Source organism: Streptomyces sp. NPDC007875 (assembly GCF_042868035.1).
Lineage (GTDB): Bacteria > Actinomycetota > Actinomycetes > Streptomycetales > Streptomycetaceae > Streptomyces > Streptomyces antimycoticus.
In genome coordinates this window covers 1-21,544 of sequence record NZ_JBIADZ010000014.1, presented here as the reverse complement: position 1 = coordinate 21,544, position 21,544 = coordinate 1, and the positions used below count along the sequence as shown (strand labels likewise).

The 21,544-nt window shown below is 71.4% G+C and carries 24 protein-coding genes; 19 read left to right on the top strand and 5 right to left on the bottom strand.

Features of this window, described 5'->3' with window-relative positions; genetic code table 11:
- Window positions 1–4 precede the first annotated feature (4 nt).
- Both tap and ACFYOY_RS27255 read right to left on the bottom strand, forming a co-directional pair.
- Window positions 5–2,212, bottom strand: a complete 2,208-nt coding sequence (gene tap, locus ACFYOY_RS27260) for a telomere-associated protein Tap (protein ID WP_388590193.1) — start codon at window positions 2,210–2,212, stop codon at window positions 5–7.
- A 213-nt stretch (window positions 2,213–2,425) separates the two neighbouring features.
- Window positions 2,426–2,665, bottom strand: coding sequence for a hypothetical protein (locus ACFYOY_RS27255; protein ID WP_014057972.1), 240 nt, complete (start codon window positions 2,663–2,665; stop codon window positions 2,426–2,428).
- A 580-nt stretch (window positions 2,666–3,245) separates the two neighbouring features.
- On the opposite strand from ACFYOY_RS27255, the gene ACFYOY_RS27250 reads away from it, so the two are divergent.
- Complete coding sequence (locus tag ACFYOY_RS27250) at window positions 3,246–3,437, top strand: hypothetical protein (RefSeq protein WP_388590190.1); 192 nt, start codon at window positions 3,246–3,248, stop codon at window positions 3,435–3,437.
- Between the two features lie 90 nt (window positions 3,438–3,527).
- Here ACFYOY_RS27250 and ACFYOY_RS27245 read toward each other — a convergent pair whose 3' ends face one another.
- Window positions 3,528–4,019 (bottom strand): FBP domain-containing protein, encoded by a 492-nt coding sequence (locus ACFYOY_RS27245; RefSeq protein WP_351901776.1) that lies wholly within the window; start codon window positions 4,017–4,019, stop codon window positions 3,528–3,530.
- A gap of 71 nt (window positions 4,020–4,090) precedes the next feature.
- On the opposite strand from ACFYOY_RS27245, the gene ACFYOY_RS27240 reads away from it, so the two are divergent.
- From ACFYOY_RS27240 to ACFYOY_RS27215, 6 genes are all read left to right on the top strand, one after another.
- A complete protein-coding gene (locus tag ACFYOY_RS27240) occupies window positions 4,091–4,660 on the top strand; it encodes a TetR-like C-terminal domain-containing protein (RefSeq protein WP_351901774.1) in 570 nt (189 codons plus the stop codon).
- Between the two features lie 129 nt (window positions 4,661–4,789).
- On the top strand, window positions 4,790–5,977 hold the full coding sequence (locus ACFYOY_RS27235) for a GDSL-type esterase/lipase family protein (RefSeq protein WP_351901772.1): 1,188 nt from the start codon (window positions 4,790–4,792) through the stop codon (window positions 5,975–5,977).
- A 141-nt stretch (window positions 5,978–6,118) separates the two neighbouring features.
- Window positions 6,119–6,583, top strand: coding sequence for a low molecular weight protein-tyrosine-phosphatase (locus tag ACFYOY_RS27230; protein ID WP_351901770.1), 465 nt, complete (start codon window positions 6,119–6,121; stop codon window positions 6,581–6,583).
- A complete protein-coding gene (locus ACFYOY_RS27225; protein WP_351901768.1) occupies window positions 6,580–7,461 on the top strand; it encodes a fructosamine kinase family protein in 882 nt (293 codons plus the stop codon). Before ACFYOY_RS27230 ends, ACFYOY_RS27225 begins: the two co-directional genes overlap by 4 nt.
- 220 nt (window positions 7,462–7,681) lie before the next feature.
- Window positions 7,682–8,704: an endonuclease/exonuclease/phosphatase family protein gene (locus tag ACFYOY_RS27220; protein ID WP_388590187.1), complete on the top strand. Its 1,023-nt coding sequence runs from the start codon at window positions 7,682–7,684 to the stop codon at window positions 8,702–8,704.
- 123 nt (window positions 8,705–8,827) lie between these two features.
- Window positions 8,828–9,199, top strand: coding sequence for a hypothetical protein (locus tag ACFYOY_RS27215; protein WP_351901764.1), 372 nt, complete (start codon window positions 8,828–8,830; stop codon window positions 9,197–9,199).
- Window positions 9,200–9,245: 46 nt separating this feature from the next.
- Here the strand turns inward: ACFYOY_RS27215 and ACFYOY_RS27210 are convergent, their stop codons facing one another.
- Complete coding sequence (locus tag ACFYOY_RS27210) at window positions 9,246–9,671, bottom strand: MarR family winged helix-turn-helix transcriptional regulator (RefSeq protein ID WP_351901762.1); 426 nt, start codon at window positions 9,669–9,671, stop codon at window positions 9,246–9,248.
- 106 nt (window positions 9,672–9,777) lie between these two features.
- Between ACFYOY_RS27210 and ACFYOY_RS27205 the strand changes: the two genes are divergently transcribed.
- The 11 genes from ACFYOY_RS27205 (at window position 9,778) to ACFYOY_RS27155 (ending at window position 19,634) form a co-directional block, all read left to right on the top strand.
- Window positions 9,778–10,419 (top strand): MBL fold metallo-hydrolase, encoded by a 642-nt coding sequence (locus ACFYOY_RS27205; protein ID WP_388590184.1) that lies wholly within the window; start codon window positions 9,778–9,780, stop codon window positions 10,417–10,419.
- A gap of 138 nt (window positions 10,420–10,557) precedes the next feature.
- Entirely contained in the window at window positions 10,558–10,839 is a 282-nt protein-coding gene (locus ACFYOY_RS27200; protein WP_351901758.1) for a hypothetical protein, read from the top strand.
- Window positions 10,836–11,813: a D-2-hydroxyacid dehydrogenase gene (locus ACFYOY_RS27195; RefSeq protein ID WP_388590182.1), complete on the top strand. Its 978-nt coding sequence runs from the start codon at window positions 10,836–10,838 to the stop codon at window positions 11,811–11,813. The genes ACFYOY_RS27200 and ACFYOY_RS27195 overlap by 4 nt, the downstream gene beginning before the upstream one ends.
- A 35-nt stretch (window positions 11,814–11,848) precedes the next feature.
- On the top strand, window positions 11,849–12,328 hold the full coding sequence (locus ACFYOY_RS27190) for a polysaccharide lyase family 7 protein (RefSeq protein ID WP_351901754.1): 480 nt from the start codon (window positions 11,849–11,851) through the stop codon (window positions 12,326–12,328).
- A gap of 433 nt (window positions 12,329–12,761) precedes the next feature.
- Window positions 12,762–13,679: an L-threonate dehydrogenase gene (ltnD, locus tag ACFYOY_RS27185; protein ID WP_351901752.1), complete on the top strand. Its 918-nt coding sequence runs from the start codon at window positions 12,762–12,764 to the stop codon at window positions 13,677–13,679.
- Window position 13,680: 1 nt separating this feature from the next.
- Entirely contained in the window at window positions 13,681–14,961 is a 1,281-nt protein-coding gene (gene otnK / locus ACFYOY_RS27180) for a 3-oxo-tetronate kinase (protein WP_388590180.1), read from the top strand.
- Window positions 14,958–15,632, top strand: a complete 675-nt coding sequence (locus ACFYOY_RS27175; RefSeq protein ID WP_351901748.1) for an aldolase — start codon at window positions 14,958–14,960, stop codon at window positions 15,630–15,632. The genes otnK and ACFYOY_RS27175 overlap by 4 nt, the downstream gene beginning before the upstream one ends.
- Before the next feature lie 55 nt (window positions 15,633–15,687).
- A complete protein-coding gene (locus ACFYOY_RS27170) occupies window positions 15,688–16,995 on the top strand; it encodes an MFS transporter (RefSeq protein ID WP_351901746.1) in 1,308 nt (435 codons plus the stop codon).
- A gap of 34 nt (window positions 16,996–17,029) precedes the next feature.
- Window positions 17,030–17,824, top strand: coding sequence for a 2-oxo-tetronate isomerase (gene otnI / locus ACFYOY_RS27165; RefSeq protein ID WP_351901744.1), 795 nt, complete (start codon window positions 17,030–17,032; stop codon window positions 17,822–17,824).
- Window positions 17,821–18,873, top strand: a complete 1,053-nt coding sequence (denD, locus tag ACFYOY_RS27160; RefSeq protein WP_351901742.1) for a D-erythronate dehydrogenase — start codon at window positions 17,821–17,823, stop codon at window positions 18,871–18,873. The genes otnI and denD overlap by 4 nt, the downstream gene beginning before the upstream one ends.
- Before the next feature lie 5 nt (window positions 18,874–18,878).
- Entirely contained in the window at window positions 18,879–19,634 is a 756-nt protein-coding gene (locus ACFYOY_RS27155) for a FadR/GntR family transcriptional regulator (RefSeq protein ID WP_351901740.1), read from the top strand.
- 50 nt (window positions 19,635–19,684) lie between these two features.
- Here the strand turns inward: ACFYOY_RS27155 and ACFYOY_RS27150 are convergent, their stop codons facing one another.
- The gene (locus tag ACFYOY_RS27150) at window positions 19,685–20,719 is read right to left on the bottom strand and encodes a WYL domain-containing protein (protein WP_351901738.1); all 1,035 of its coding nucleotides are present in this window, start codon (window positions 20,717–20,719) and stop codon (window positions 19,685–19,687) included.
- A 99-nt stretch (window positions 20,720–20,818) separates the two neighbouring features.
- Here ACFYOY_RS27150 and ACFYOY_RS27145 point away from each other — a divergent pair, with 99 nt between their 5' ends.
- On the top strand, window positions 20,819–21,397 hold the full coding sequence (locus ACFYOY_RS27145) for a DinB family protein (RefSeq protein ID WP_351901736.1): 579 nt from the start codon (window positions 20,819–20,821) through the stop codon (window positions 21,395–21,397).
- Window positions 21,398–21,544 lie beyond the last annotated feature (147 nt).

The window sequence follows — 21,544 nt, the reverse complement described above, 5'->3', positions numbered from 1 at the left end:
GTCTCTACTCTCCGTTGTCCGGGGCGGTGACGTGGCCGTCCTTGATGTACCGGGCGAGGTTGAGGTCATCGCCGTACTCCTCGCGCACGCCCTCGGCCCACAGGGTGGTCTGGGTGCCTTCGTGCTTGACCATCCCGGGACTCACGCCGATCCGGAAGCCGCCCGGCAGCGGTTTGCCGTCCTTGTGGGGCAGGAAGTCCAGCGGGCTGGGCCCGTCGGAGGGGTAGACGGCGCAGTCGGAGAGGACCGCCACCGGGTACCGGCCGGTGGCCGCCGCCGTCTTGAGCATCTTGCGGTGCATATTGACCCGCGCCTTGGAGATGACCGCGGCGCGGATGTCGGGCCGCCAGGTCGGGCGCTGGAGCGCGGGCCAGGGCTGACCCGGGCGCCAGCCACCACCGCGGGGGCGTTCGCGCAGCTTGCCGATACCGCCCTTGACGGTCGCCTTGATCGCGGAGAGGACGATCGCCATCCGCGGATCGACCCGCCGGTGGCCGTCCATCGCGGTCAGGAACTCCTGCGGTCCCATGCCGGCGGTGACCCCCAGGTCGGCCATGGTGGCGATATAGGCGTCCCGCAGCCGGGTGTACCAAGCGTCCAGGTAGCGGCCGTTGTCGGGGCGGAGGTACGCCTCGATGGGGGCGACGCCGTAACCGAGTTCGGCGGCGTAGGCGACGGTCGGCGTGGCATACCAGGCGGGTCCCGCCGGCCGCTCACCGGTCGGGGTGAAGGGGCTCGGCAGGCGCGGATCCAGTTCGACGTGGGAGAGGTCCACCAGCCATGAGCCGGGGATCTTCGGGTCGAATGGCGGCTGCTTGACGTGCACGGGCTCACCGAGGCCGACGACGGTGCCGTTGGCGGCCGCGGCGAACGCCATGTTGACGTCGATGCCCACCACGTAGCGCTTGGCGCACTCGTCGTCGGTGAGCGGGCGCGCCCAGTCGTATGCCTCCTCCACCAGCACCTCCTCGGGGGTGCGCTGGTGGAAGCGCGGCAGATGTGCCAGGAGCGGATGGCCGTCGGGGGCCTCGGGCGGGGCGCACTGCACCGGCTCGGTGCCCAGCGAGCCGGGGTTGTGCTCGCTGTGTCGCCGGCCGCCGCCGTCCGGCTCACCGGCGCGCGTGGGTGGGTGCAGAGCGGTCATCAGCTCCAGGCCGGTGACGGCGGTGGAGCCGCAGGGGGTCATGACGCGGTCGGCGTAGATGCCCAGCAGGTGCACCAGATCGGCGGGCGGCAACTGCGCGGCCTCGCCCCAGGAGCGCGTATCGAGGGCCTCCCAGCCCAGGACGCACAGCTGGACGCAGGCCCGTCGCGAGCCCTCGGCGGGGCGGTAGATGCGCGCCCACGGGCCGAGCCCACGCCGGGTGAGCCGCCAGTCGGCCCGCTCCAGTTCCTTGAGGACCTTATGGCCCTCGGGCAGCCTCCCGGCCCGCCGCTCCTCGTCGGTCAGCCGGGCCGGGAGGCCGAAGCGCACCGCGGCAGCGTCGGTGAGCACCAGAACGGGGTCGGCGTCCCTGCCATTACGGTTCAGCCGCGGCGCGCCCAGCCGCGCCTCGGTCAGAGTCCACTCCACCAGAGGCGGGAGGGACTTGGCCGGGATGTCCAGGACCAGGCCGCCGGGGCAGTACGCCCAGACCTCGCCATCCACGACATCCACGACCGCCAGCGGGCCGTTGGCGAAGCGCGGGTCCGCGGCGGGGGTGGCGGCGGGGGTCCCGGCCGCCCCCGCTACCCGCGCCATCGCGTCCGGGCGCCGCGATGCGGACGGCCGGGGCGGGCGGGCCCGCTGCGCCGGGGCCGTGGCGAGTTGCCGTGTCGTGTCCTGTGCGGCGGTCGCCCCGGGCCGCTGGGGACTCCGCTCCGGGGAATGGCTCTGACCGGGGGGCGGGGTCTGCGTCGGTGTGGGCTGGGGGGGAGGCGACGGCTCGGGGGCGGTGGGTGCCGAGCCCGCGGCGGGGGCGGGGAAGCGGGCGGCCAGGCCCTTCAGAAGCCGGGCGTAGGCGGCACGCTTCGGCTGCCGCGGCTCGGTCTTGCCGGATTCCCAGTTGCCCACCGCTTCCCGGCGGATGTCCAGCGCCTTGGCGATCCCGGCCTGGCTCAGCCCCGCGGCCTCGCGCAGCCTCTTGCGCTCCGCGGGTGGCGGCAGATCGTCCTGGGCGACCTGCTCCAGCAGCGCGTCGACGGCGCTGAACAACTCGTCCTCAGCGGGCACAGGGCTCACCTCCGGACAAACCCTATCCCCATCGCTCTCCGCAGCGCACACTTCATCGCGCGCTCAATCACTCCTGTCGCGAACGCGGTGGGAGTGCGGAGGCTGGGGCCGTTCCGGACCGGGGAGTTCCGGCCCAGAGAGTTCCGGCCCGGGGCGATGGCGGGTCGACCGAAAGGCACGGCCGACCCTGCGATCGAGGCGAAGACGAGCTGATTAATCGTCAACACACTTGGGGTACTTCGAACCCCGGTTGCAGTCGTGATAGTCGTACTTACTGACGCGGAACTTCTTCTCGTCGCCCCCCTTGGCCGGATCGACGACCAAGTAGAACTTCTTTCCGTCCTTGACCTTGTCGGAGACCGTCCCATCAGGGCCGCGGTCGAAATCCTGCGCGCAGCCGGCGAGCGAGGCAAAAGCGGTCATTACCAAAAGGGCGGCGGCAAGGCGACGCATAGGGGCGCTCCGATCAACTTGGGGACCGGCACAGTCTAAGAGAGACGCACCATCGCCAGAACCGCCGGGGACGCCCCCACCCAGCAACGACAGCCCGTCCAGCGAAAGCACCGAAGAAGCACCAGAAAACACCCCCATCCCCTCCACCAAAACACCACACCACATGCCCGGTCTACTCGCGTCAGCAACAGGAGGGGCCGCGGGAAGCTGAACGGGGGGCACGCGCGGTATGCCGCTTCAAGGACACAGGTTGCAAAGAGTTCGATATCCCTTCCACTGGTCGCTCGGTGACCGTCAGCCCCTTTTCGGCTGACGTTTCCTGCCCGAGCAGTCCACTCCCGTCCCCGGGTTGGCACCGGCGCGTAGCCCAAGCCGCCGTTACGCGTGGGTGACAGTGCGCACAGAGCCCTCATGGCGGCCTCGCCCGGGGCCTCCGCGACCGCCTCGCGCGTCGCGCACAACGGCGCCTGCGGCTCCGGCTTATACGGTCGTCAACTCCACCGAGGTCGGGGACAAGGGCACGGCGTATCTCACCTACAGCTCCGCCACGGGCAAGAACTGTCTGGTCGCGATCCGGAACGTGGCCGGCGAGCCGGTGCCGATGACCATCTACCTCTCGCGGAGCGACACGGAGATCCACGACATCTACGACAGCGGCGACTTCCGCTCCTACGCGGGACCCATCTACGTGAGCACACGAGGCACCTGTGTGGACTGGTGGGGCTGGATCGACGGTGTGCGCTTCGAGAAGGCCGAGACCAACTGCGGCTGACAGCCCGCGGTTGGCACCCACCGAACCGGTGCCCCGCACGCGATGGCGCGATGGCGTGCGGGGCACCGCTCTGCGACCGGGCGGTATGGGCTATGCGGTCACCTTGGCGAGGAACGCCGCGACGTTCGCCACGGTCCGCTGGATCTTCTCCTCCAGGGTGAGCGACTCCTGGGGCCGTGAACCGGCGCCCGCGTCCTTCTTGCCCCGCACATAGAGCGAGCAGGCGAGGTCGCTGCATATGTAGTCGCCGACCGAGTTGCCCTGCTGCCTGGCCTTCCCCGCCTTCGACGCGACCATCAGGGAGACGCCGCCCGTGTGGGCGGTCAGGCACATCGAGCACATGCTGCGCCGCGCCTGCCACGAGGCGGGGCCGGGGCAGCGCAGCGCGACGGCGATCGGGCGGGCGTCCAGTTCGGTGACCAGGTAGGCACGGTCGGGTGCCTGAGGATCTCGCCAGCCGAGGAAGTCCAGGTCGCCCCAGGGCCGGTCGGCCAGGTCACGCGGGACGGACAGGCGCTTTGCCTCGCCCTTGCTGCAGTTCACGAACGCGGCACGGATCTCTTGCTCAGTCAGCGGCTTCATAGAACGCAGGCTAATTTGCCTAAAGAGGTTAGGCAAATGCATAATCAGTTCTGCCGAAGGAGAGGAAGGGTATGGGACGGGTAGGACTGACCACGGAACGGCTGACCCAGGCCGGGGCGGAGCTGGCCGACGAGCTCGGCTTCGACCAGGTGACCGTCTCCGAGCTGGCCAGACGGTTCGACGTCAAGGTCGCGAGTCTCTACTCGCACCTGAAGAACGGGCAGGACCTCAAGACCAGGATCGCCCTGCTCGCCCTGGAGGAGCTCGCCGACCGGGCCGCCGAGGCCCTGGCCGGACGGGCCGGAAAGGACGCCCTGACCGCCTTCGCCAACGTCTACCGCGACTACGCCCGCGAGCATCCCGGCCGCTACGCCGCGGCCCAGCTCAGGCTCGACCCGGAGGCGGCGGCCGCCGGCGCCGGTGTCCGGCACTCACAGATGACGCGGGCGATCCTGCGCGGCTACGACCTGGCCGAGCCGGACCAGACACACGCGGTCCGGCTGCTGGGCAGCGTCTTCCACGGCTACGTCAGCCTTGAGTCGGCAGGCGGATTCAGCCACAGCGCCCCCGACAGCGAGGAAAGCTGGTCGCGGACCCTGGACGCCCTCGACGCCCTGCTGCGCAACTGGCCCGCGCCCTGACGCGGTGGCACGGCAGCACTCAGGAGCGCGGCAGCGTGCCGGAGGCGGTCAGCCTCGCGGCGCATCGGCGCAGCCGATCCATCCGCCCGCCCCCACATCCATCCATCTGTGATCAACAGGCTGGGACCCATGCACACCACTGAGCACGACTGGATCACCACGCCCATCACCGCGGACATCCTGCGGGGCGCCCTCGACCTGGAGCACACCGCACACGGGGTGCTGCCGCACCGGCTGCCCGCCTGGGCCCGCGCCCAGTGCGCCGACGGGCAACTCGCCATGGCGGAGGCCCAGCCCTCCGGCGTACGGCTGGTCTTCCGGACCCGGGCCACCGCCGTCGAGCTGGACACGCTGCCCACCAAGCGGGTCTACGCGGGTGCCCCGCCCCGCCCGGACGGCGTGTACGACCTGCTCGTCGACGGTCGCCTGGCCGGGCAGTCCGTGGTGGCCGGCGGCAACACCCTGGCCATCGACCTGGCCACCGGGACCGCCGAGAGCCACCCGGGCCCGGTCGGCACCCTCCGCTTCACCGATCTGCCGGACGGCGTCAAGACCGTCGAGATCTGGCTGCCGCACAACGAGACCACCGAACTCGTCGCCCTGCGCACCGACGCCCCCACCGAGCCCGCACCGGACCAGGGCCGCAAGGTGTGGCTGCACCACGGCAGTTCGATCAGCCACGGCTCCGACGCCGCGAGCCCCACCGCCATCTGGCCCGCGCTCGCCGCCTCCCTCGGCGGCGTGGAACTGATCAACCTGGGCCTGGGCGGCAGCGCCCTGCTCGACCCGTTCACCGCCCGCGCGATGCGGGACACCCCCGCCGACCTGATCAGCATCAAGATCGGCATCAACCTGGTCAACGCCGATCTGATGCGGCTGCGCGCCTTCACCCCGGCGGTGCACGGCTTCCTCGACACGATCCGCGAGGGGCATCCCACCACGCCACTGCTGGTGGTCTCCTCCATCCTGTGCCCCATCCACGAGGACACGCCCGGTCCCGCGGCCTTCGACGTAAGCGCGCTCAGCGCCGGAAAGCTGCGGTTCCAGGCCACCGGCGACCCCGCCGAACGCGCCGCGGGGAAGCTGACGCTGCGCGTCATCCGGGAGGAGCTGTCCCGGATCGTGAAACAGCGGGCGGCCGACGACCCCCACCTCCACTACCTCGACGGCCTCGACCTCTACGGCGAGGCCGACGCCGACGAGCTGCCGCTGCCCGACGAGCTCCACCCGGACGCCGCCACCCACCGCCGTATCGGGGAACGCTTCGCCGCACTGGCCTTCGCCGACGGTGGTCCGTTCGCGGACCACCGCGCCTGACGCCGGGCTCCGGCCAGCATGATGCCGGGCTCCGGCCGGTACGACGCCCGGCTCCGTCCGGCGCGACGAGCAGGTCCGGCCGCTCTGGACGGCCAGCCCGCCCCCTGCGCCACCGGGGAGCCAGGCCCTACCCTGGTGGCCGTGCACATCTGCTTCGTCTGCAGCGGGAACATCTGCCGGTCGCCGTCCGCCGCGCTGGTCTTCGCCGAGCATCTGCGCCAGGCCGGACTCGATGGCGCGGTGCGGGTCAGCAGCGCCGGTATCGGTCCCTGGCATGCCGGTGAGCCCATCGATGAGCGGGCCGGCGCACTGCTGGCACGGCACGGCTACCCGGTCGAGCATGTCGCGGCCCAGATCGGCGCCGAGCACAGGGATGCCGACCTGTTCCTGGCGATGGACCGCGGCCACGAGAAGGCGTTGCGCCGACTGGTCGACGATCCGTCCCGGGTCAGGATGCTGCGGTCCTACGACCCGGACGCGACCGGTGATCTGGATGTGCCCGACCCGTACTACGGCGGCCCGGACGGGTTCGACGAGGTGCTGGCCATGATCGAAGCCGCGATGCCCGGTCTGCTGGCCTGGGTGCGCGAGCGCCTCGGCTCATGAGTGCCCGTCCGGCGGCCGGGACGGGCGAGGATCCCGGTGCCGCGGCGGCCCGCCTCACCGGCCGTCCGGTGACCGGTCGGCGGCCGCTGTCCGCAACGCTCACCGAAGTCATCCTCGACGGCGGGCAGACGGTGATGGTCAAACGGGGCGACGGTCCCGGCGCGGCACCGGCCGAAGCGGCGGGGCTGCGCTGGCTGGCCGACGCGGGCACGGTCCGCGTCCCGGCGGTGCACGGCCACGACCGGCACTGGCTGGTGACCGACCAGGTGCCGGTCGGCCGGCCTAGCACCCGGGCAGCGGCCCGGTTCGGCCGCGACCTGGCCACCCTGCACGCCGTCGGCGCGCCCGCGTTCGGCGCTCCGCCGCCCGACGGCCCCACGGACGCGTACATCGGACCGGCCCCGATGCGCAACGTCCCGGGCTCCGAGTGGCCGCGCTGGTACGCCGAACACCGGGTGCTGCCCTATCTGCGCCGCGCCGTCGACGACGGTACGGTGCGCCACGGCGAGGCCGAGGTGATCGAGCGCGCATGCGAGCGGCTGCCCGAGCTGGCCGGACCTGCCGAGCCACCCGCCCGGCTGCACGGCGACCTGTGGAACGGCAACGTCCTGTGGGGCGCCGACGGCCAGGCGTGGCTGATCGACCCGGCGGCGCACGGTGGCCACCGGGAGACCGATCTGGCGATGCTCCACCTGTTCGGCTGCCCCCATCTCGATCAGGTGCTGGACGGCTACCAGGACGTGGCGCCGCTCGCCGAGGGCTGGGCCGACCGCATCGGACTGCACCAGCTCTTCCCCCTGCTGGTGCACACCGTGCTGTTCGGCCGCGGCTACGCCGGGCAGGCACTCACGGTGGCCCGGGCGGCCCTGGCGCGCTGACCTGCCGCAATTTCGCGTGGCGGCTCGCCGTGGGTGGGCACCCATTGCGCGGCGACGGCATGCCCGATGGCTTCGTCACTGATGAAGGAGGGACGGGAGAGCACAGGATCCGATCCTAGGAAGCATGCGGGCCACGGTCACCGGAAGTTCACGCCCCGCACCAGAAACCGATGCGCCTGGTGGCTCGTCTTGGGGTGCGGAATCGAACGGACGGAAAGCCATGGTGGAGCAGGTGGACAACGGTGCGGCGTCGCCGGTGCGGGCAGCGGCGCCCCGGCGGGCGGGGCGCTGGGTGGCACGCTGGGCTCGGGGCGGGTCGCCTTGGACGCGGGGGCGGGTGCTCGCCGGATTGACGGTGCTGACGGCCGGGCTGCTGGCGTTCCACCGGGTGGTGCCCAACTCCGTGGGGCGCCTGGGCAGTTTGCTGGAAGCGTTCCTGCCGTGGCTCGGCCTGGTGGTCGCGGTGCTGCTCGGCCTGGCGCTGCTGCGCCGTTCGGCCATCGCGCTGGTGGCCCTGCTCCTGCCGGTGGCGGCCTGGACGTACCTCTTCGGCGCGCTGCTCCTGCCCGGGGCGAAGCCCGGCCCACAGGACCTGATTGTGGTGCAGCACAACGTCAGCGATGAGAACACCGACCCCGCGGGCACAGCCCGCACCCTGGCCGACGCCGGGCCCGATCTCATCGCGCTGGAGGAGCTGGTGCCCACCGCGCTGCCGGTCTACGAGAAGACCCTCGCCCCGGACTACCCGTACCACGCCGTCCGTGGCACCGTCGGACTCTGGTCGAGGCATCCCCTCACCGACGCCCGGCCGTTGGACATCAAACCCCGGGGGATCACGGAGGCATGGAGCCGCGGGCTGCGGACCGTGGTCCACACGCCGCGAGGCAAGATCGCGGCGTACGTCGCACACCTGCCGTCGGTCCGCGTACGCGCGAGTGGCCTCGCGTCCTCCTGGCGTGATGAGAGCGCCGGCCTGTTGGGCAAGGCCATCGCCGCCGAGAAGCGGAATCGGCTGATCCTGCTGGGCGACCTCAACGGCACGGTCGACGACCGTGGGCTGGCCCCGCTGACCTCACGGATGAACGTCGCGGAGCGGGGCTTCGCCTTCAGCTTCCCCGCGGGCTTCCCGCTGGCCCGGATCGACCAGGTCATGGCCCGTTCGGCGGCTGTCGGCCACATCCGCACCCTGCCCGCCACCGGCAGCGACCACCTGCCGGTCGCCGCCCGGATCGCGCTGGGTTGAAGCCGCCCGTCGAGCTGTGGCAGCCGTGGTAGTGACGGCGGCCGGGCACCTCCTCGGGAGCGGTCCCAGGACCCGCGGGTTAGAAATGCCGCGCAGGAATCCCCGACACAGGAGGTCCAACTGATGGGTATCGGTATGCGCTGGACGACCGCGACGGCCGCCGCGACCATGACTCTGGCGGGCACACTGGGACTCGGCCTGATGGCGCCGGTGGTGCAGGCCGCCGCCCACGGGCCCTGCTACGACGGACGGTGCAAGGTCACCGTGTCGAGGCCCACGAATATCACGGTCGACAGCCACCGGTTCGGCTTCGGGAAGCTGCGGATCACCCACATCAGCTCCCGGTCCGTGAAGATGTCGGCCACCACTACGGGCGGCGCGCGCCTGAGCGGCAGCACCAGTCCGGGCGGCACCGTCAGGCTCAACAGCCTGAGCATCCGGGTGCAGTCGGTCAGCGGCCACAAGGCCAAGCTCCTTCTGACACGGGCGTCCTGACACACACGTCCTGAGGCGAGCGTCCCGAATTCCCGTCCAGCCACGATCACTTTCCGGTGATGCGGGTGGTCAGGCGGGTCAGCAGGGGCACACAGTCGCGCAGCCGCCGCTGTTCATCCGGGCTGAGCGCGTCGCCGATGGCGGCGCCCAGCGAAGCGGCGCGCTGCGCGCGTTCTTGCCGGAGGCGAGCGCGGCCGGTGTCGGTGATGTCCAGCAGGAGCTTGCGGCCGTCGCTGGGATGAGGTTCGGCGCGCACCAGGCCGGCGCCGAGCAGCTCCTTGACGGACTTGGCGGCCGACTGGTGAGTCACGCCGCGCCGGTGCGCGAGGTCGGCCGTGGTCTGCGGGCCGCCGCGGTCGAGGTGGCCGAGGATGGCCGCTTCACCGGAGGGCATGGTGTCGGCGGCCCGCACGGCACGGACGAGTTCCCCGATTGCCTGCCGCAGGTCTTCAGCGAGTGCGTCGTCTGCCATGACCCCACCCTACCCATGTCGTGAACTAAAGTTGTACAACCTCGTTGTACAGTTAAGTTGTACAGACAGGTTGTACAGTTTCAGGAAGGGATCAAGGGGACCCACTATGCGACTCACCAAGTTCGGCCACGCCTGTGTCCGCATCGAGAAGGACGACCGCCGCCTGGTCGTTGACCCTGGCGGCCTCACCGAACCGCACGCGCTGGACGGCGCGGACGCGGTCCTGGTCACCCACGAACACTTCGACCACTTCTCCGAGGAGACGCTCCGCAAGGCCGCGGAGAACAACCCGGCCCTGCACATCTGGACCAACACGCCCGTCGCCCGGCAGTTGGACGGCCTCGGCGCCCGGGTCACCGCCGTCGGCGAGGGCGAGACCTTCACCGCAGCCGGTTTCGATGTGAAGGTCTACGGCACGTGGCACGCGGTCATCCACCCCGATATCCCGCCCATCGGCAACATCGGATTCCTCATCGACGACACCCTCTTCCACCCCGGAGACGCGCTCACCGTCCCGGACGCCACCGTCGGCACCCTGCTGCTGCCCGTACACGGCCCCTGGTCCGCCACCGGCCAGCTGATCGACTACGTACGAGAAGTGGCCCCGCAGGACACCTACGCCATCCACGACGCTGCCCTCAACGACGTCGGCACCGCCATGGTCGGCGGATTCCTGGGCGACAACGGCCCCGGCATCGGGGCCCGCTACCACCGGCTGGCGGCAGGCACCTCCATCGACATCACCTGACGCCGAGATCCCCGCCCTCGGCCCGGCGATACCGCGGGCGGCACGGTCGACGCCGAAGGCTGCCGCGGCCTCGAAGGCCCGGATACGTTCCGCATTGGCCCGGGACGCTTCGGGACCGCTCAGGTAGGCCACCCGGCGATGGCCGAGCCGGGTGAGGTGACCGCAGACGCGGTGCGCAGCAGCGCACGGCCGGTCATCGCCAATGTGTCCGTGCTGGAGGAGCACCCCGCCCAGCTCGCCGGACGGGTGGCGCGGCTGCCAGCCGCTGGTGCTCAGCGGATTCTCTACTACCACGCGGGCCTGGCCTCGCCTGCCCGGCTCCAGGCGCTGCGCGCGGCCAACGCGCAGAAAGCCAACGCGCAGAAAGAGGTGATAGCTATGACGGGAACCACGACACAGACAGCAGAGGGAGCAGCATGACCACAGCCACCTTCACCCTCGTCATGGTCCCCCCACTGCCGGACGAGACACGGTCCTGGCCCGACAGGCTCGTGGAGGCCGTTCCCGGAATCGAGGTCCTCTGCCCCGAGGGACCCGAGGACGTCGGCGCCGCGCTGGGCCGCGCCGCCGCCGCGTACGGCACACTCACTCCCGAACTCCTGGAGCTGGCAGGGGACTTGCGATGGCTGCAGGCTCCTCAAGCGGGGCCCCCTCCCGGCTTCTACCACCCCGCGCTCGTGCGTCATCCGGTGCAGGTGACGAACATGCGGGACACGTACACCGACCATGTCGCCACACACACCATGGCGCTGGTCCTGGCTCTGGCCCGGCAACTCCCCCACTATGCGCGCGCGCAGGCAGCCGCCAACTGGGCACCGGACTGGTCGGACGGCGGGGTCCTTCCGCTCGGTGAGGCGCGTGCGCTCGTCGTCGGTACGGGTGCGGTCGGTGCCGAGACCGGGCGGCTGCTCGCCGCGTTCGGAACCCGCGTGGAGGGCGTCGATGCCCGGGTCACCGAGGCACCGCCGGGTTTCGACCGGGTTCTGCCCGCCGACCTCCTGGATCACGTCCTTCCTGAGGCGGACATCGTGATCCTGACCGTGCCGCACACTCCGCGGACGGAAGGGCTGATGGACGCCGCCCGTATCACGTTGATGAAACAGGGAGCCTGCCTCATCAACGTCGGCCGCGGTCCCACCGTCCAGCTCGACGACCTGGTCACGGCGTTGGACACGGGGCGTCTGCGGGGCGCCGCCCTCGACGTCATGGAGCAGGAGCCGCTGCCTGCGGACCATCCTCTGTGGCATCACCCCAGAGCACTGATCACCCCCCATGTCGCGGGGGCCGGACCGCACGCCGCGGAGCGACGGTTCGAGGTGCTCGTGGACAACGCGCGGCGGTTCGCCGCCGGGCAGCCGTTGATCAACGTAGTGGACAAGTCGCAATGGTTCTGAACGCCGTCGGCTGACAGCCTGCCCGCCGTGCGCTGATGAGGTCAGCGCCTGAGCGAGGTCCGGCATCGGCCTCGCCGCCTCGCTGTGCCTGTTCGCCGCCGTTCGCCGCACCGGCACTCGCCGTCGGCGCCCTGGCCTCGGCACAGAGTGCGTCGGCCGCTCCGGCGGACGCCGCCGCCTGCCCCGCACCGGCTGCGGCCATCGGCCTGAGCACCGGCTGGAAGCTCCAACTGCCCACCCCCAACAGCTCCGGCTCTCCCCAGGAGATCAAGCAGCCGGCCCTGTCGACGTACGACAAGGCACCGTGGTTCACGACCACGTCGGGCTGCGACGCGGTCCTGATGCGCGCCGCCGTCAACGGCGCCACCACCAGCAACACCGGATACCCGCGGTCGGAGCTGCGCGAGATGACCGCTGATGGGTCGGCGACCACCAGCTGGTCGTCCACGAAGGGCACCCACACCGTGGTCGTCGACGAGGCCACACGCATCTCCCCGCGGACAAGCCGCAGGTGATGGCTCCACGCCGTGCGACAACGCGCACTACGGCGAGGTCGCCCTGTACGGGATCACGGCGAAGCACAGCTGAGCACCATGCCGTGCGGCCGCGGTCAGTAGGAGGATGCCGGATTCCTACTGGCCGCGGCCGCCGTTCCGGCCGTGCACCTGACGCGGGACCCGTCTCACAGGCGGGTCCCGTACGTATGCCTGCCACACCTCATGCGCCTTCCGGCACCCCTTGCCGCGAGGGCCCGCCATGCCCCGCCTCGCCACATCCCATCCGACTTCACCCCACCCCATGTGACGGACGTCACGGTATGCGGGAGCTACGTCTTCAGGTCATCATATGACCCGATCGCCGCCAAGGTCGGAGGCCGATTGCGCCTTCGGCCGGCACAGCAGGGCGGCGGCGCTCCCCCATAGGGCACGGCAAAGGACGAGGAGGGGCATGAGCGACCAGGACAGGCCGGCACGGCCGCGCGTGGGCGTGGTGGGGCTCGGGGCCATGGGACTCGGCATGGCTCGCAGCCTGCGGAAGGCGGGCTACGAGGTCGGGGTCCACGATCTGCGACCGGAGGTGGCCGAGGGCTTCGCCCGCGACGGCGGGACGGCGTTCGTCTCCCCCGGCGACCTGGCGGCCGCGGTGGACGTCGTGGTCGGCGTCGTGGTCAACGCGGCGCAGGTCGAGTCGGTGCTGTTCGGTGCCGACGGAGCCGCCGCCCGGCTGAGCCCGGGGGCCGTCTTCGTGATGTGCTCCACGGTCGACCCGGGCTGGTCCGCGGAGCTCGGGGGCCGGCTGGCCGAGCGGGGTGTGCTCTACCTGGACGCCCCCATCTCCGGTGGTGCCGTGCGCGCCGCGGCCGGAGAGCTGACCATGATGACGTCGGGCTCCGCCGCGGCGTACGCGGTCGCCGATCCGGTGCTCGAGGCCATGAGCGCCACGGTCTACCGCCTGGGTGAGCAAGCCGGTCTCGGCTCCAAAGTCAAGATCGTGAACCAGTTGCTCGCGGGTGTGCACATCGCCGCGGCGGCCGAGGCGATGGCCCTGGGCCTGAAGGCCGGTGTTCCGGCCGAGGCGCTCTACGAGGTCATCACGCACAGCGCCGGCAACTCGTGGATGTTCGAGAACCGGATGGCGCATGTGCTCGCCGGTGACTACACGGCCCTCTCCGCGGTCGACATCTTCGTCAAGGACCTGGGGCTTGTCCTCGATTCCGCCCGGCCGGAGCGGTTCCCGCTCCCCCTGGCCGCCACGGCTCATCAGATGTTCCTCCAGGCGTCGGCGTCGGGTCTGGGTGCCGAGGACGACAGCGCGGTCATCAAGATCTTCCCCGGGATCGACCTGCCCCAGCCGACGGGGGCCTGAGATGGGAATCCGACTCGGCTGCATCGCCGACGACTTCACCGGCGCCACGGACCTCGCCAACAACCTGGTGCGCGCGGGCATGCGCGTGGTCCAGCTGATCGATGTGCCGCCTGGCGGCGCAGAGCGGCCGGTGGACGCGGACGCCGTGGTCATCGCGCTCAAGTCGCGGACGGCTCCGGCCGCCGACGCCGTCGAGGCGTCGCTGCGGGCCCTCGCCTGGCTGCGGTCCGCGGGCGCCGAGCAGATCTACTTCAAGTACTGCTCCACCTTCGACTCGACGCCGGCCGGCAACATCGGGCCGGTCACCGAGGCCCTGATGGACGCACTCGGCACCGACTTCACGATCGCCACGCCCGCCTTCCCCGACAACGGGCGCACGGTCTTCAAGGGCCATCTCTTCGTCGGCGACGTACTGCTCAGCGAGAGCGGCATGCGCCATCACCCGCTCACTCCCATGACCGACCCCAATCTCGTTTCGGTCCTGGGTGCGCAGACCACACGAGCGGTCGGCCTGATCGACCACACGGTCGTCGGCAGCGATGCCGAGGCGGTCCGGGCCCGGATCGACGACCTGCGCGAGCAGGGCGCCGGGATCGCCATCGCCGACGCCGTATCCAACGACGACCTGGTGCGTCTCGGCGCGGCGGTCCAGGGGCTGCCCCTGGTGACCGCCGGCTCGGGCCTGGCCATCGGGCTGCCCGCGAACTGGGGGTTCACGCCGTCCCACGCCGCCGCACAGCTGCCACCGCCCGGCGGCCACCGGGCCGTCATCTCCGGATCGGTCTCCACCGCCACCAACCGCCAGGTCCTGGAGTTCCTGCGCGCCGGCCGGCCCGCGTTCAGCGTGGATCCGCTGCGTATCGCGGCCGGTGAGGACGTGTCCGGCCAGGCCCTCGCCTTCGCCGAATCCCACCTGGCCGACGGCCCTGTCCTCTTCTACTCCACCGAGGCGCCCGAGGCGGTCCGCACCGTCCAGGGCAAGCTCGGCGCCGTCGAGGCCGGCGAACTGGTGGAGCGGACCCTGGCCCGGGTGGCCCAGGGCCTCGTGGAGCGGGGTGTCCGGCAACTCGTCGTCGCGGGCGGCGAGACCTCGGGAGCAGTCGTCCGGGCGCTCGGCATCACCGGGCTGCGGATCGGACCGCAGATCGACCCCGGTGTGCCATGGTGCGCGGCGCCGCTTCCCGGCGGGGACACGCTCCACATCACGCTGAAGTCCGGCAACTTCGGTGGCCCCGCGTTCTTCACCGACTCATTCGCCCTGCTCGACCGGGAGGTCTCATGACCGAGTTCCTCGACGCCACCGTGGACGAGGTGCGCGACGAGATCGTCCGGGTGGGCACGAGCCTGTTCAACAGGGGCTATGTGCACGCCAGCGCCGGGAACATCAGCGCCAGGGTCGGCGACGGCCATCTGATCACACCCACCGACGCCGCTCTGGGCTTTCTCGAGCGCGACCGCCTCGCGCTGGTCGACGCCCAGGGTGAGCAGATCGCGGGCGACCGCGCGAGCAAGACCCTGACGCTCCATCGACGCATCTACGCGGCCGACCCCACGGCCCGATGCGTCATCCACACCCACTCCACCCACCTGGTCGCGCTCACCTTGGCCGGTGTGTGGAGCCAGGACGACGTGCTCCCGCCCATCACGCCCTACTTCGTGATGAAGGTCGGGCACGTCCCGCTCATCCCCTACCACCGGCCCGGCGACCCGCGCGTGGCCGACCTGGTGACCGACCGGATCGCCGACCGCCAGGCGAGCCACACGCCGATCAGGGCCGTTCTGCTCGACCGGCTCGGCCCCGTGGTCTGGGGCCCGGACGCGGCCGCCGCCCTCGCCGTCCTCGAAGAACTCGAGGAGACGGCACGCCTCTGGCTCCTGACCGACCGTCGACCGGAGCCGCTCACCACCGACGCCATCGACGAACTGAGGGCCACGTTCGGCGCCGCTTGGTAACCCGTCTCTCCCCTCCCCGTTCGCAGAATCCCCTGAGCCGCACAAAGGATTCGTCATGCCCATGCCCACAGTGGCGGCCGAGACCCCCGCGCTCGCCCGCGAGAACACGGTCTACCGCAAGGTCGTACGCCGCATCGTCCCCTTCCTCATCCTCTGTTACGTGGCCTCCTACCTGGACCGGGTCAACGTCGGCTTCGCGAAGCTGCAGATGTCCGACGACCTCGGGTTCAGCGAGGCGGCGTACGGCCTGGGGGCGGGCCTGTTCTTCATCGGCTACTTCATCCTGGAGGTCCCCTCCAACCTGATGCTGCAGCGCGTCGGGGCCCGCACCTGGATAGCCCGCATCATGATCAGCTGGGGCCTGGTCTCGGCGGCGTTCATGTTCGTCACCAACGAGGCGATGTTCTATGTGCTCAGGTTCCTGCTCGGTGCCGCTGAGGCGGGGTTCTATCCGGGAGTGATCCTCTACTGCACCTACTGGTTCCCCTCGTACCGCCGGGCCCGGGTCATCGCGATGTTCATGTCGGCGATCCCGGTGGCGGGCATCTTCGGCAATCCGCTCTCGGGCTGGATCATGGACCACTTCCAGGGCGTGAACGGCTGGCAGGGCTGGCAGTGGATGTTCCTGCTGGAGGCCGTCCCCGCGCTCCTCGTCGGTGTCGTCACCCTCTTCTACCTGGACGACGACGTACGCGCCGCGAAGTGGCTGACCGATGAGGAGAAGTCCGTCGTCGAGCGGGCCGTCGCCGACGACACCGCGCACCGGACGGTGGACGGCCGGGTCTGGGACGCCTTCCGCGAGCCCAGGGTGTGGCTGATGTGCCTCATCTACTTCTGCTTCGTGATGGGCCAGTACGCCCTGACCTTCTGGATGCCCTCGTTCATCGAGTCCACCGGCATCGAGGGCAACTTCACGATCGGCGTGCTCAGCGCCGTGCCCTTCCTGGCCGCGCTCGTCGCGATGAACCTGTTCGGCCGCTCGGCGGACAAGCGCCGCGAGCGCCGCTGGCACCTGGTCATCCCGAGCCTCATGGGCGCCCTCGGATTCTCGCTGTCCGCCGTCTGGAACGGCTCGACCGCGCTGTCCCTGACCGCGCTGTCCATCGCCGCGGCCGGGGTGCTGACCTGCGCTCCGCTGTTCTGGTCGCTCCCCACCGCGTTCCTGAGCGGCACCGCCGCCGCGGCGGGTCTTGCCATGATCAACTCGGTGGGCAACCTCGCCGGCTTCGTCAGCCCCTACATGATCGGCGCGCTCAAGGACGCCACCGGCTCGGCGTCGATCCCGATGCACGTCCTGGCGTTCAGCCTCGTCGTCGGCGCCGCCGCGGTGCTCACCACCAAGAAGCACATCGTCAACCGCTGACCGGGACGGTCCCGGCCCGAACGCAGGAGCCAGCATGCCGAGGTTCGCCGCGAACCTGTCCATGATGTACGCCGAACACGACTTCCTCGACCGCTTCGCCGCGGCGTCGGCGGACGGCTTCGAGGCCGTCGAGTACCTCTTCCCGTACGCGTACGACGCCACCGAGCTGCGCCGCCGACTCGACGACCACGGCCTGAGGCAGGTGCTCTTCAACGCGCCTCCCGGCGCATGGGAGTCCGGCGAGCGCGGGCTCGCGGCGCTGCCCGGACGGGAGGCGGAAGTGCGCTCCGGGATCGACCGGGCACTGGAGTACGCGGCGGAGCTCGGCTGCCCACGGGTGCACATGATGGCCGGGCTGGTGGGGCCCGCACAGGACCCGGCCAAGCACCGCGACACCTACCTGGCCAACCTCGCCTGGGCCGCGGAGCGGGCCGCCGCGGCGGGCGTCGACGTCCTGATCGAGCCGATCAACGGCCGCGATATGCCCGGGTACTTCCTGAGTCGGCAGACCGAAGCGCACACCGTGGTACGGGAGGTGGGAGCCCCGAATCTCAAGGTGCAGCTCGACCTCTACCACTGCCAGATCGTCGAGGGCGACATCACCACGACCCTGCGCCGCGACCTGCCCACCGGCCGGGTCGGCCATCTGCAGATCGCGGGCGTACCCGATCGCCATGAGCCCGACCGGGGCGAGCTCGACATCCGCCACCTGTTCGGCGTCATCGACGACCTGGGCTTCGACGGGTGGATCGGCTGCGAGTACATCCCCCGCGCCGGCACGAGCGAGGGGCTCGGCTGGCGAGACGACTACCGAGGAGACAACGCATGAGGATCGTCATCACGGGTGGCTTCGGCTTCCTGGGACAGCGGGTCGCCGCCGCATTGCTCACGGCACGGACATTCCGCGGTGTGCCGATCGACCGGCTGGTGCTCGCCGACCGCGTCGTGCCGTCCGGTTCGGCAGCGGCGGACCCCCTCGTGGACGTCGTACAGGGCGACCTGGTCGACCGGCTCGACGAGGTGTTCGCGGAGCCGGTGGATGTGCTGATCCACCTCGCCTCCGCGGTCTCGGCCGAGTGCGAGGCCGACTTCGACCTCGGCATGAGCGCCAATGTGGACACCACGCGTGCGCTGCTCGAGGCCGCGCGGGCCCAGTCGGCCGCCGGGGGTCCGACGCCGCGGGTGGTGTTCTCCAGCAGCGTCGCCGTCTACGGTTCCGACCCCGCGCTGCCGCTGCCGCCCGTCGTCAGCGAGTCGACCCTGCCCACACCGCGGTCGAGCTACGGGATCCAGAAACTCGTCTGCGAGCAGCTGATCGCGGACTACACCCGCCGCGGCTTCCTCGACGGGCGCGTCGCCCGCCTGATGACCGTCTCGGTGCGGCCGGGCAAGCCGAACGCGGCCGCCTCCGGCTTCCTGTCCGGCATCATCCGCGAGCCGCTCGCGGGCCTCCCGGCGACCTGCCCGGTCCACCCCGAGCTGAAGGTGGCCCTGGCCTCGCCACGGCGCACCGTCGAAGGCATCCTGCGCGTCGCGGAGGCCGAGCGCGGGGCCGGGCCGGGCCGGATCGACGGCGGGGTTCCGGTCAACCTTCCGGCGCTCACGGTCTCGGTCGCCGACATGCTGAGCACGCTGCGGCAGGTGGCCGGGGACGCCGTCGCGGACCTGGTGACGATCGCACCCGATCCCGGCGTCGAGGCCCTCGTGGGGTCGTGGCCCGCCGCGTTCGACAACGCACGCGCCACCGCGCTCGGGCTGGAACCCGACCCGGACTTCGCCTCGGTGGTGCGCGACTACCTCGAAGACCACGCCGACGCGGTCGTGGACGGTGCGCACCCCTGGCGGCCGGGGCGACCGGGGACGGTGCCGATAAACTGAAGACCATGTTCTCCAAGGTGAGCGGTCCCGTGCGGCTCGCGGATCGGGTCGCGGCGATACTCTCGGAAGAGATCGAGTCCGGGCGGCTGGCCGAGGGCGACAAGCTTCCGACCGAGGTGGCGCTGGTCAAGCAGCTGGGCGTCAGCCGCACCGTCGTACGAGAGGCAGTCTCGCGGCTCCGCAACGCGGGCCTGGTCGAACCCCGTCAGGGGCTCGGTGTGTTCGTGATGCCGCGGCGCACCCGGCCGCTCGACCTGGAGGCCGAGACCGCCGAGGACACCAAGTCCAAGGTGCGGCAGATCGTGGAGGTGCGCCGCCCCATCGAGGGCGAGGCGGCGTACCTCGCGGCCACCCGGGCCACCCCGGCCGGCCTCGCCCGGATGCGTCAGGCCCTGGAGGCCATCGACGCGGCGGTGGCGGCCGGGGGCGACGGCGTGGACGAGGATCTCGCCTTCCACCGCTCCATCGCCGAATCGACCGGGAATCCGGTGATGCTCTCGACGCTGCGCTACCTCGGCGAGGTGCTGCGCAGCGGAATCCGTGTCACGCGTGCGAACGAGGCGCGGCGCGGCGACTTCCTCGAAGCGGTCCGGCACGAGCACCACGCCATCCTGGCCGCCATCGAGGCCCGCGACGCCGAGGCGGCGCGCGACGCGGCGCTGCTCCACCTGAGGCACGCGGCGTCCCGGCTGCAGGACGCGGACGAGGGGTTCTGGACCGAGGCCGAGAACCTCGAGGTGGATCTCGACGCCGCCCCTTGAGACGCGCTCCTGAGGCGTGTCCCTGAGACGCAATGTGCGGCGCGGGTCGCTCATCGGCTCGGCGGTCGCGTGGTGGGCTCGGTGGGTCCGTCGGCCGCGGCTCGTGCGTAGCGGCGGGCCAGGTGGGCGAAGGCGTCCTTGAGCTCGGTCGGCCCGATGACCTCGATGTCGGCGTCGAACCTGCCGATACTGGCGGCCAGTCCGGGCCATGACCACGCGCCCAGGACGAGCCGGCAGCGGTCCGGGCCGAGTTCTTCGACGACCCCGTCCCGGGTGTAGGTGGACACGACGGACGCGGGGAGGTCGAGGATGACCTCGCCGCGGCAGGGCCAGCCGCCGGTGCCGTCGGAGCCCTGGAACCTGCCGGCGACGAAGGCGGCCACGTCCCCTCCGGGCAGTTCGCGCGGGGTGAAGCGGGGCCCCGTGGGGGTGCGCGGGGTGATCCGGTCGACGCGGAAGGTGCGCCAGTCGTCGCGGACGAGGTCCCAGGCGACGAGGTACCAGCGCCCGCCCCGGGTGATGAGGTGGTGCGGCTGCACCCGGCGCGGCGCAGTCGCGGCGGCCGGGTCGGCGTGGGCGTCGGTTCCCGGTGGGGAGACGGGGACGTAGTCGAAGCGCAGTACCTCGCGGGCGCGGACGGCCGCGCTGAGGGTCATGAGAACGTCCGGGGCGACCTGCGGATGCGGCCGGGACCCGGCGCCGTCGACGGCGGTGACCTGAAGGGCGTCGACGCGATGGCGCAGCCGTGCGGGCATGACCTGCCGGACGGTGCTCAGGGCACGCACCGCCGCCTCCTCGATGCCCGCCCCGGTGACGGTGGCGGTCCGAAGCGCCACGGCGAGGGCCACGGCCTGGTCGTCGTCGAACAGCAGCGGCGGCAGTTCCATGCCGGCGCCGAGCCGGTAGCCACCGTCGGGGCCCTTGATGGCCGCGATGGGATAGCCGAGCTCGCGCAAGCGGTCGACATCGCGGCGCACCGTGCGGGGGCTGACCTCCAGCCGCTCGGCCAGCAGCTGCCCCGGCCAGTCCCGGCGTGCCTGGAGCAGGGAGAGCAGTGACAGCAGTCGCGCTGATGTCTTCGGCATGACACCCATATTGCCTCGAGAAGCGGCCACACCCTGTCCTCTGCCCCTGCGACCGTTGTCTCTGTCAGACAACGGGAACGACAGAAGGACCCCATCACCGTGACCGCCACCACCACGCCCCCCACCACGCTCGACGGCGAGCGAGCCGATCTGCTCGCCGAGCTCGTCGCCGCACGATCCGCCCTGACCACCACGGTGCGCGGGCTCGCCGACGAGCAGGCCGGCGAGCGCCCGACGGCCAGCGCACTGTGTCTGGGCGGGCTGATCAAGCACGTCGCGGCCATCGAGGAAGGATGGCTGCGCTTCGTGCTCGAAGGCCCTTCGGCGCTGCGTTACGACCTGCCCGACGGTGTCACCTGGGCCGACCTCGCGGCCGGTACGGCACGTGAGATTCCGCAGTGGGCGATCGACAACCAGAACAACTTCCAGATGCTGCCCGGCGAGACGCTGGCCGGGATTCTCCAGCGCTATGAGCAGGTAGCCGCCCGGAGCGAGGAGATCATCACCGCCGTCCCCGACCTGTCGGCGACACACCCGCTGCCGGAGGCGCCCTGGAACGAGCCGGGAGCGGCCCACAGCGTGCGCCGGGTGCTGATGCACGTCATCGCCGAGACCGCCCAGCACGCCGGGCACGCGGACATCATCCGCGAGTCGCTCGACGGGCAGAAGTCCAGCTGACCGCTGCCGGATCTCCCCTGGAACCGGGGGGGGGGGGGGCCCCCCCCCCCCCGGGGGGCCCCCCCCCCCGCGCGGGGGGGGGGGGCGCCGGGGGGGGCGCGCGGCACGGGGGTGGGGGGGGGGCGGGGGGGCGGGGGGGGGCCCCAG

Coding starts and splice junctions, on each gene's coding strand:
- ACFYOY_RS27150 (WP_351901738.1), bottom strand. CDS start 20,719: ATGCCGAAGACATCAGCGCGACTGCTGTCACTGCTCTCCCTGCTCCAG.
- ltnD (WP_351901752.1), top strand. CDS start 12,762: ATGAGCGACCAGGACAGGCCGGCACGGCCGCGCGTGGGCGTGGTGGGG.
- ACFYOY_RS27235 (WP_351901772.1), top strand. CDS start 4,790: ATGCACACCACTGAGCACGACTGGATCACCACGCCCATCACCGCGGAC.
- ACFYOY_RS27210 (WP_351901762.1), bottom strand. CDS start 9,671: ATGGCAGACGACGCACTCGCTGAAGACCTGCGGCAGGCAATCGGGGAA.
- ACFYOY_RS27220 (WP_388590187.1), top strand. CDS start 7,682: ATGGTGGAGCAGGTGGACAACGGTGCGGCGTCGCCGGTGCGGGCAGCG.
- ACFYOY_RS27195 (WP_388590182.1), top strand. CDS start 10,836: ATGACCACAGCCACCTTCACCCTCGTCATGGTCCCCCCACTGCCGGAC.
- ACFYOY_RS27200 (WP_351901758.1), top strand. CDS start 10,558: ATGGCCGAGCCGGGTGAGGTGACCGCAGACGCGGTGCGCAGCAGCGCA.
- ACFYOY_RS27205 (WP_388590184.1), top strand. CDS start 9,778: ATGCGACTCACCAAGTTCGGCCACGCCTGTGTCCGCATCGAGAAGGAC.
- otnI (WP_351901744.1), top strand. CDS start 17,030: ATGCCGAGGTTCGCCGCGAACCTGTCCATGATGTACGCCGAACACGAC.
- ACFYOY_RS27245 (WP_351901776.1), bottom strand. CDS start 4,019: ATGAAGCCGCTGACTGAGCAAGAGATCCGTGCCGCGTTCGTGAACTGC.
- ACFYOY_RS27175 (WP_351901748.1), top strand. CDS start 14,958: ATGACCGAGTTCCTCGACGCCACCGTGGACGAGGTGCGCGACGAGATC.
- ACFYOY_RS27255 (WP_014057972.1), bottom strand. CDS start 2,665: ATGCGTCGCCTTGCCGCCGCCCTTTTGGTAATGACCGCTTTTGCCTCG.
- ACFYOY_RS27155 (WP_351901740.1), top strand. CDS start 18,879: ATGTTCTCCAAGGTGAGCGGTCCCGTGCGGCTCGCGGATCGGGTCGCG.
- ACFYOY_RS27190 (WP_351901754.1), top strand. CDS start 11,849: ATGAGGTCAGCGCCTGAGCGAGGTCCGGCATCGGCCTCGCCGCCTCGC.
- ACFYOY_RS27170 (WP_351901746.1), top strand. CDS start 15,688: ATGCCCATGCCCACAGTGGCGGCCGAGACCCCCGCGCTCGCCCGCGAG.
- denD (WP_351901742.1), top strand. CDS start 17,821: ATGAGGATCGTCATCACGGGTGGCTTCGGCTTCCTGGGACAGCGGGTC.
- otnK (WP_388590180.1), top strand. CDS start 13,681: ATGGGAATCCGACTCGGCTGCATCGCCGACGACTTCACCGGCGCCACG.
- ACFYOY_RS27240 (WP_351901774.1), top strand. CDS start 4,091: ATGGGACGGGTAGGACTGACCACGGAACGGCTGACCCAGGCCGGGGCG.
- ACFYOY_RS27215 (WP_351901764.1), top strand. CDS start 8,828: ATGGGTATCGGTATGCGCTGGACGACCGCGACGGCCGCCGCGACCATG.
- ACFYOY_RS27225 (WP_351901768.1), top strand. CDS start 6,580: ATGAGTGCCCGTCCGGCGGCCGGGACGGGCGAGGATCCCGGTGCCGCG.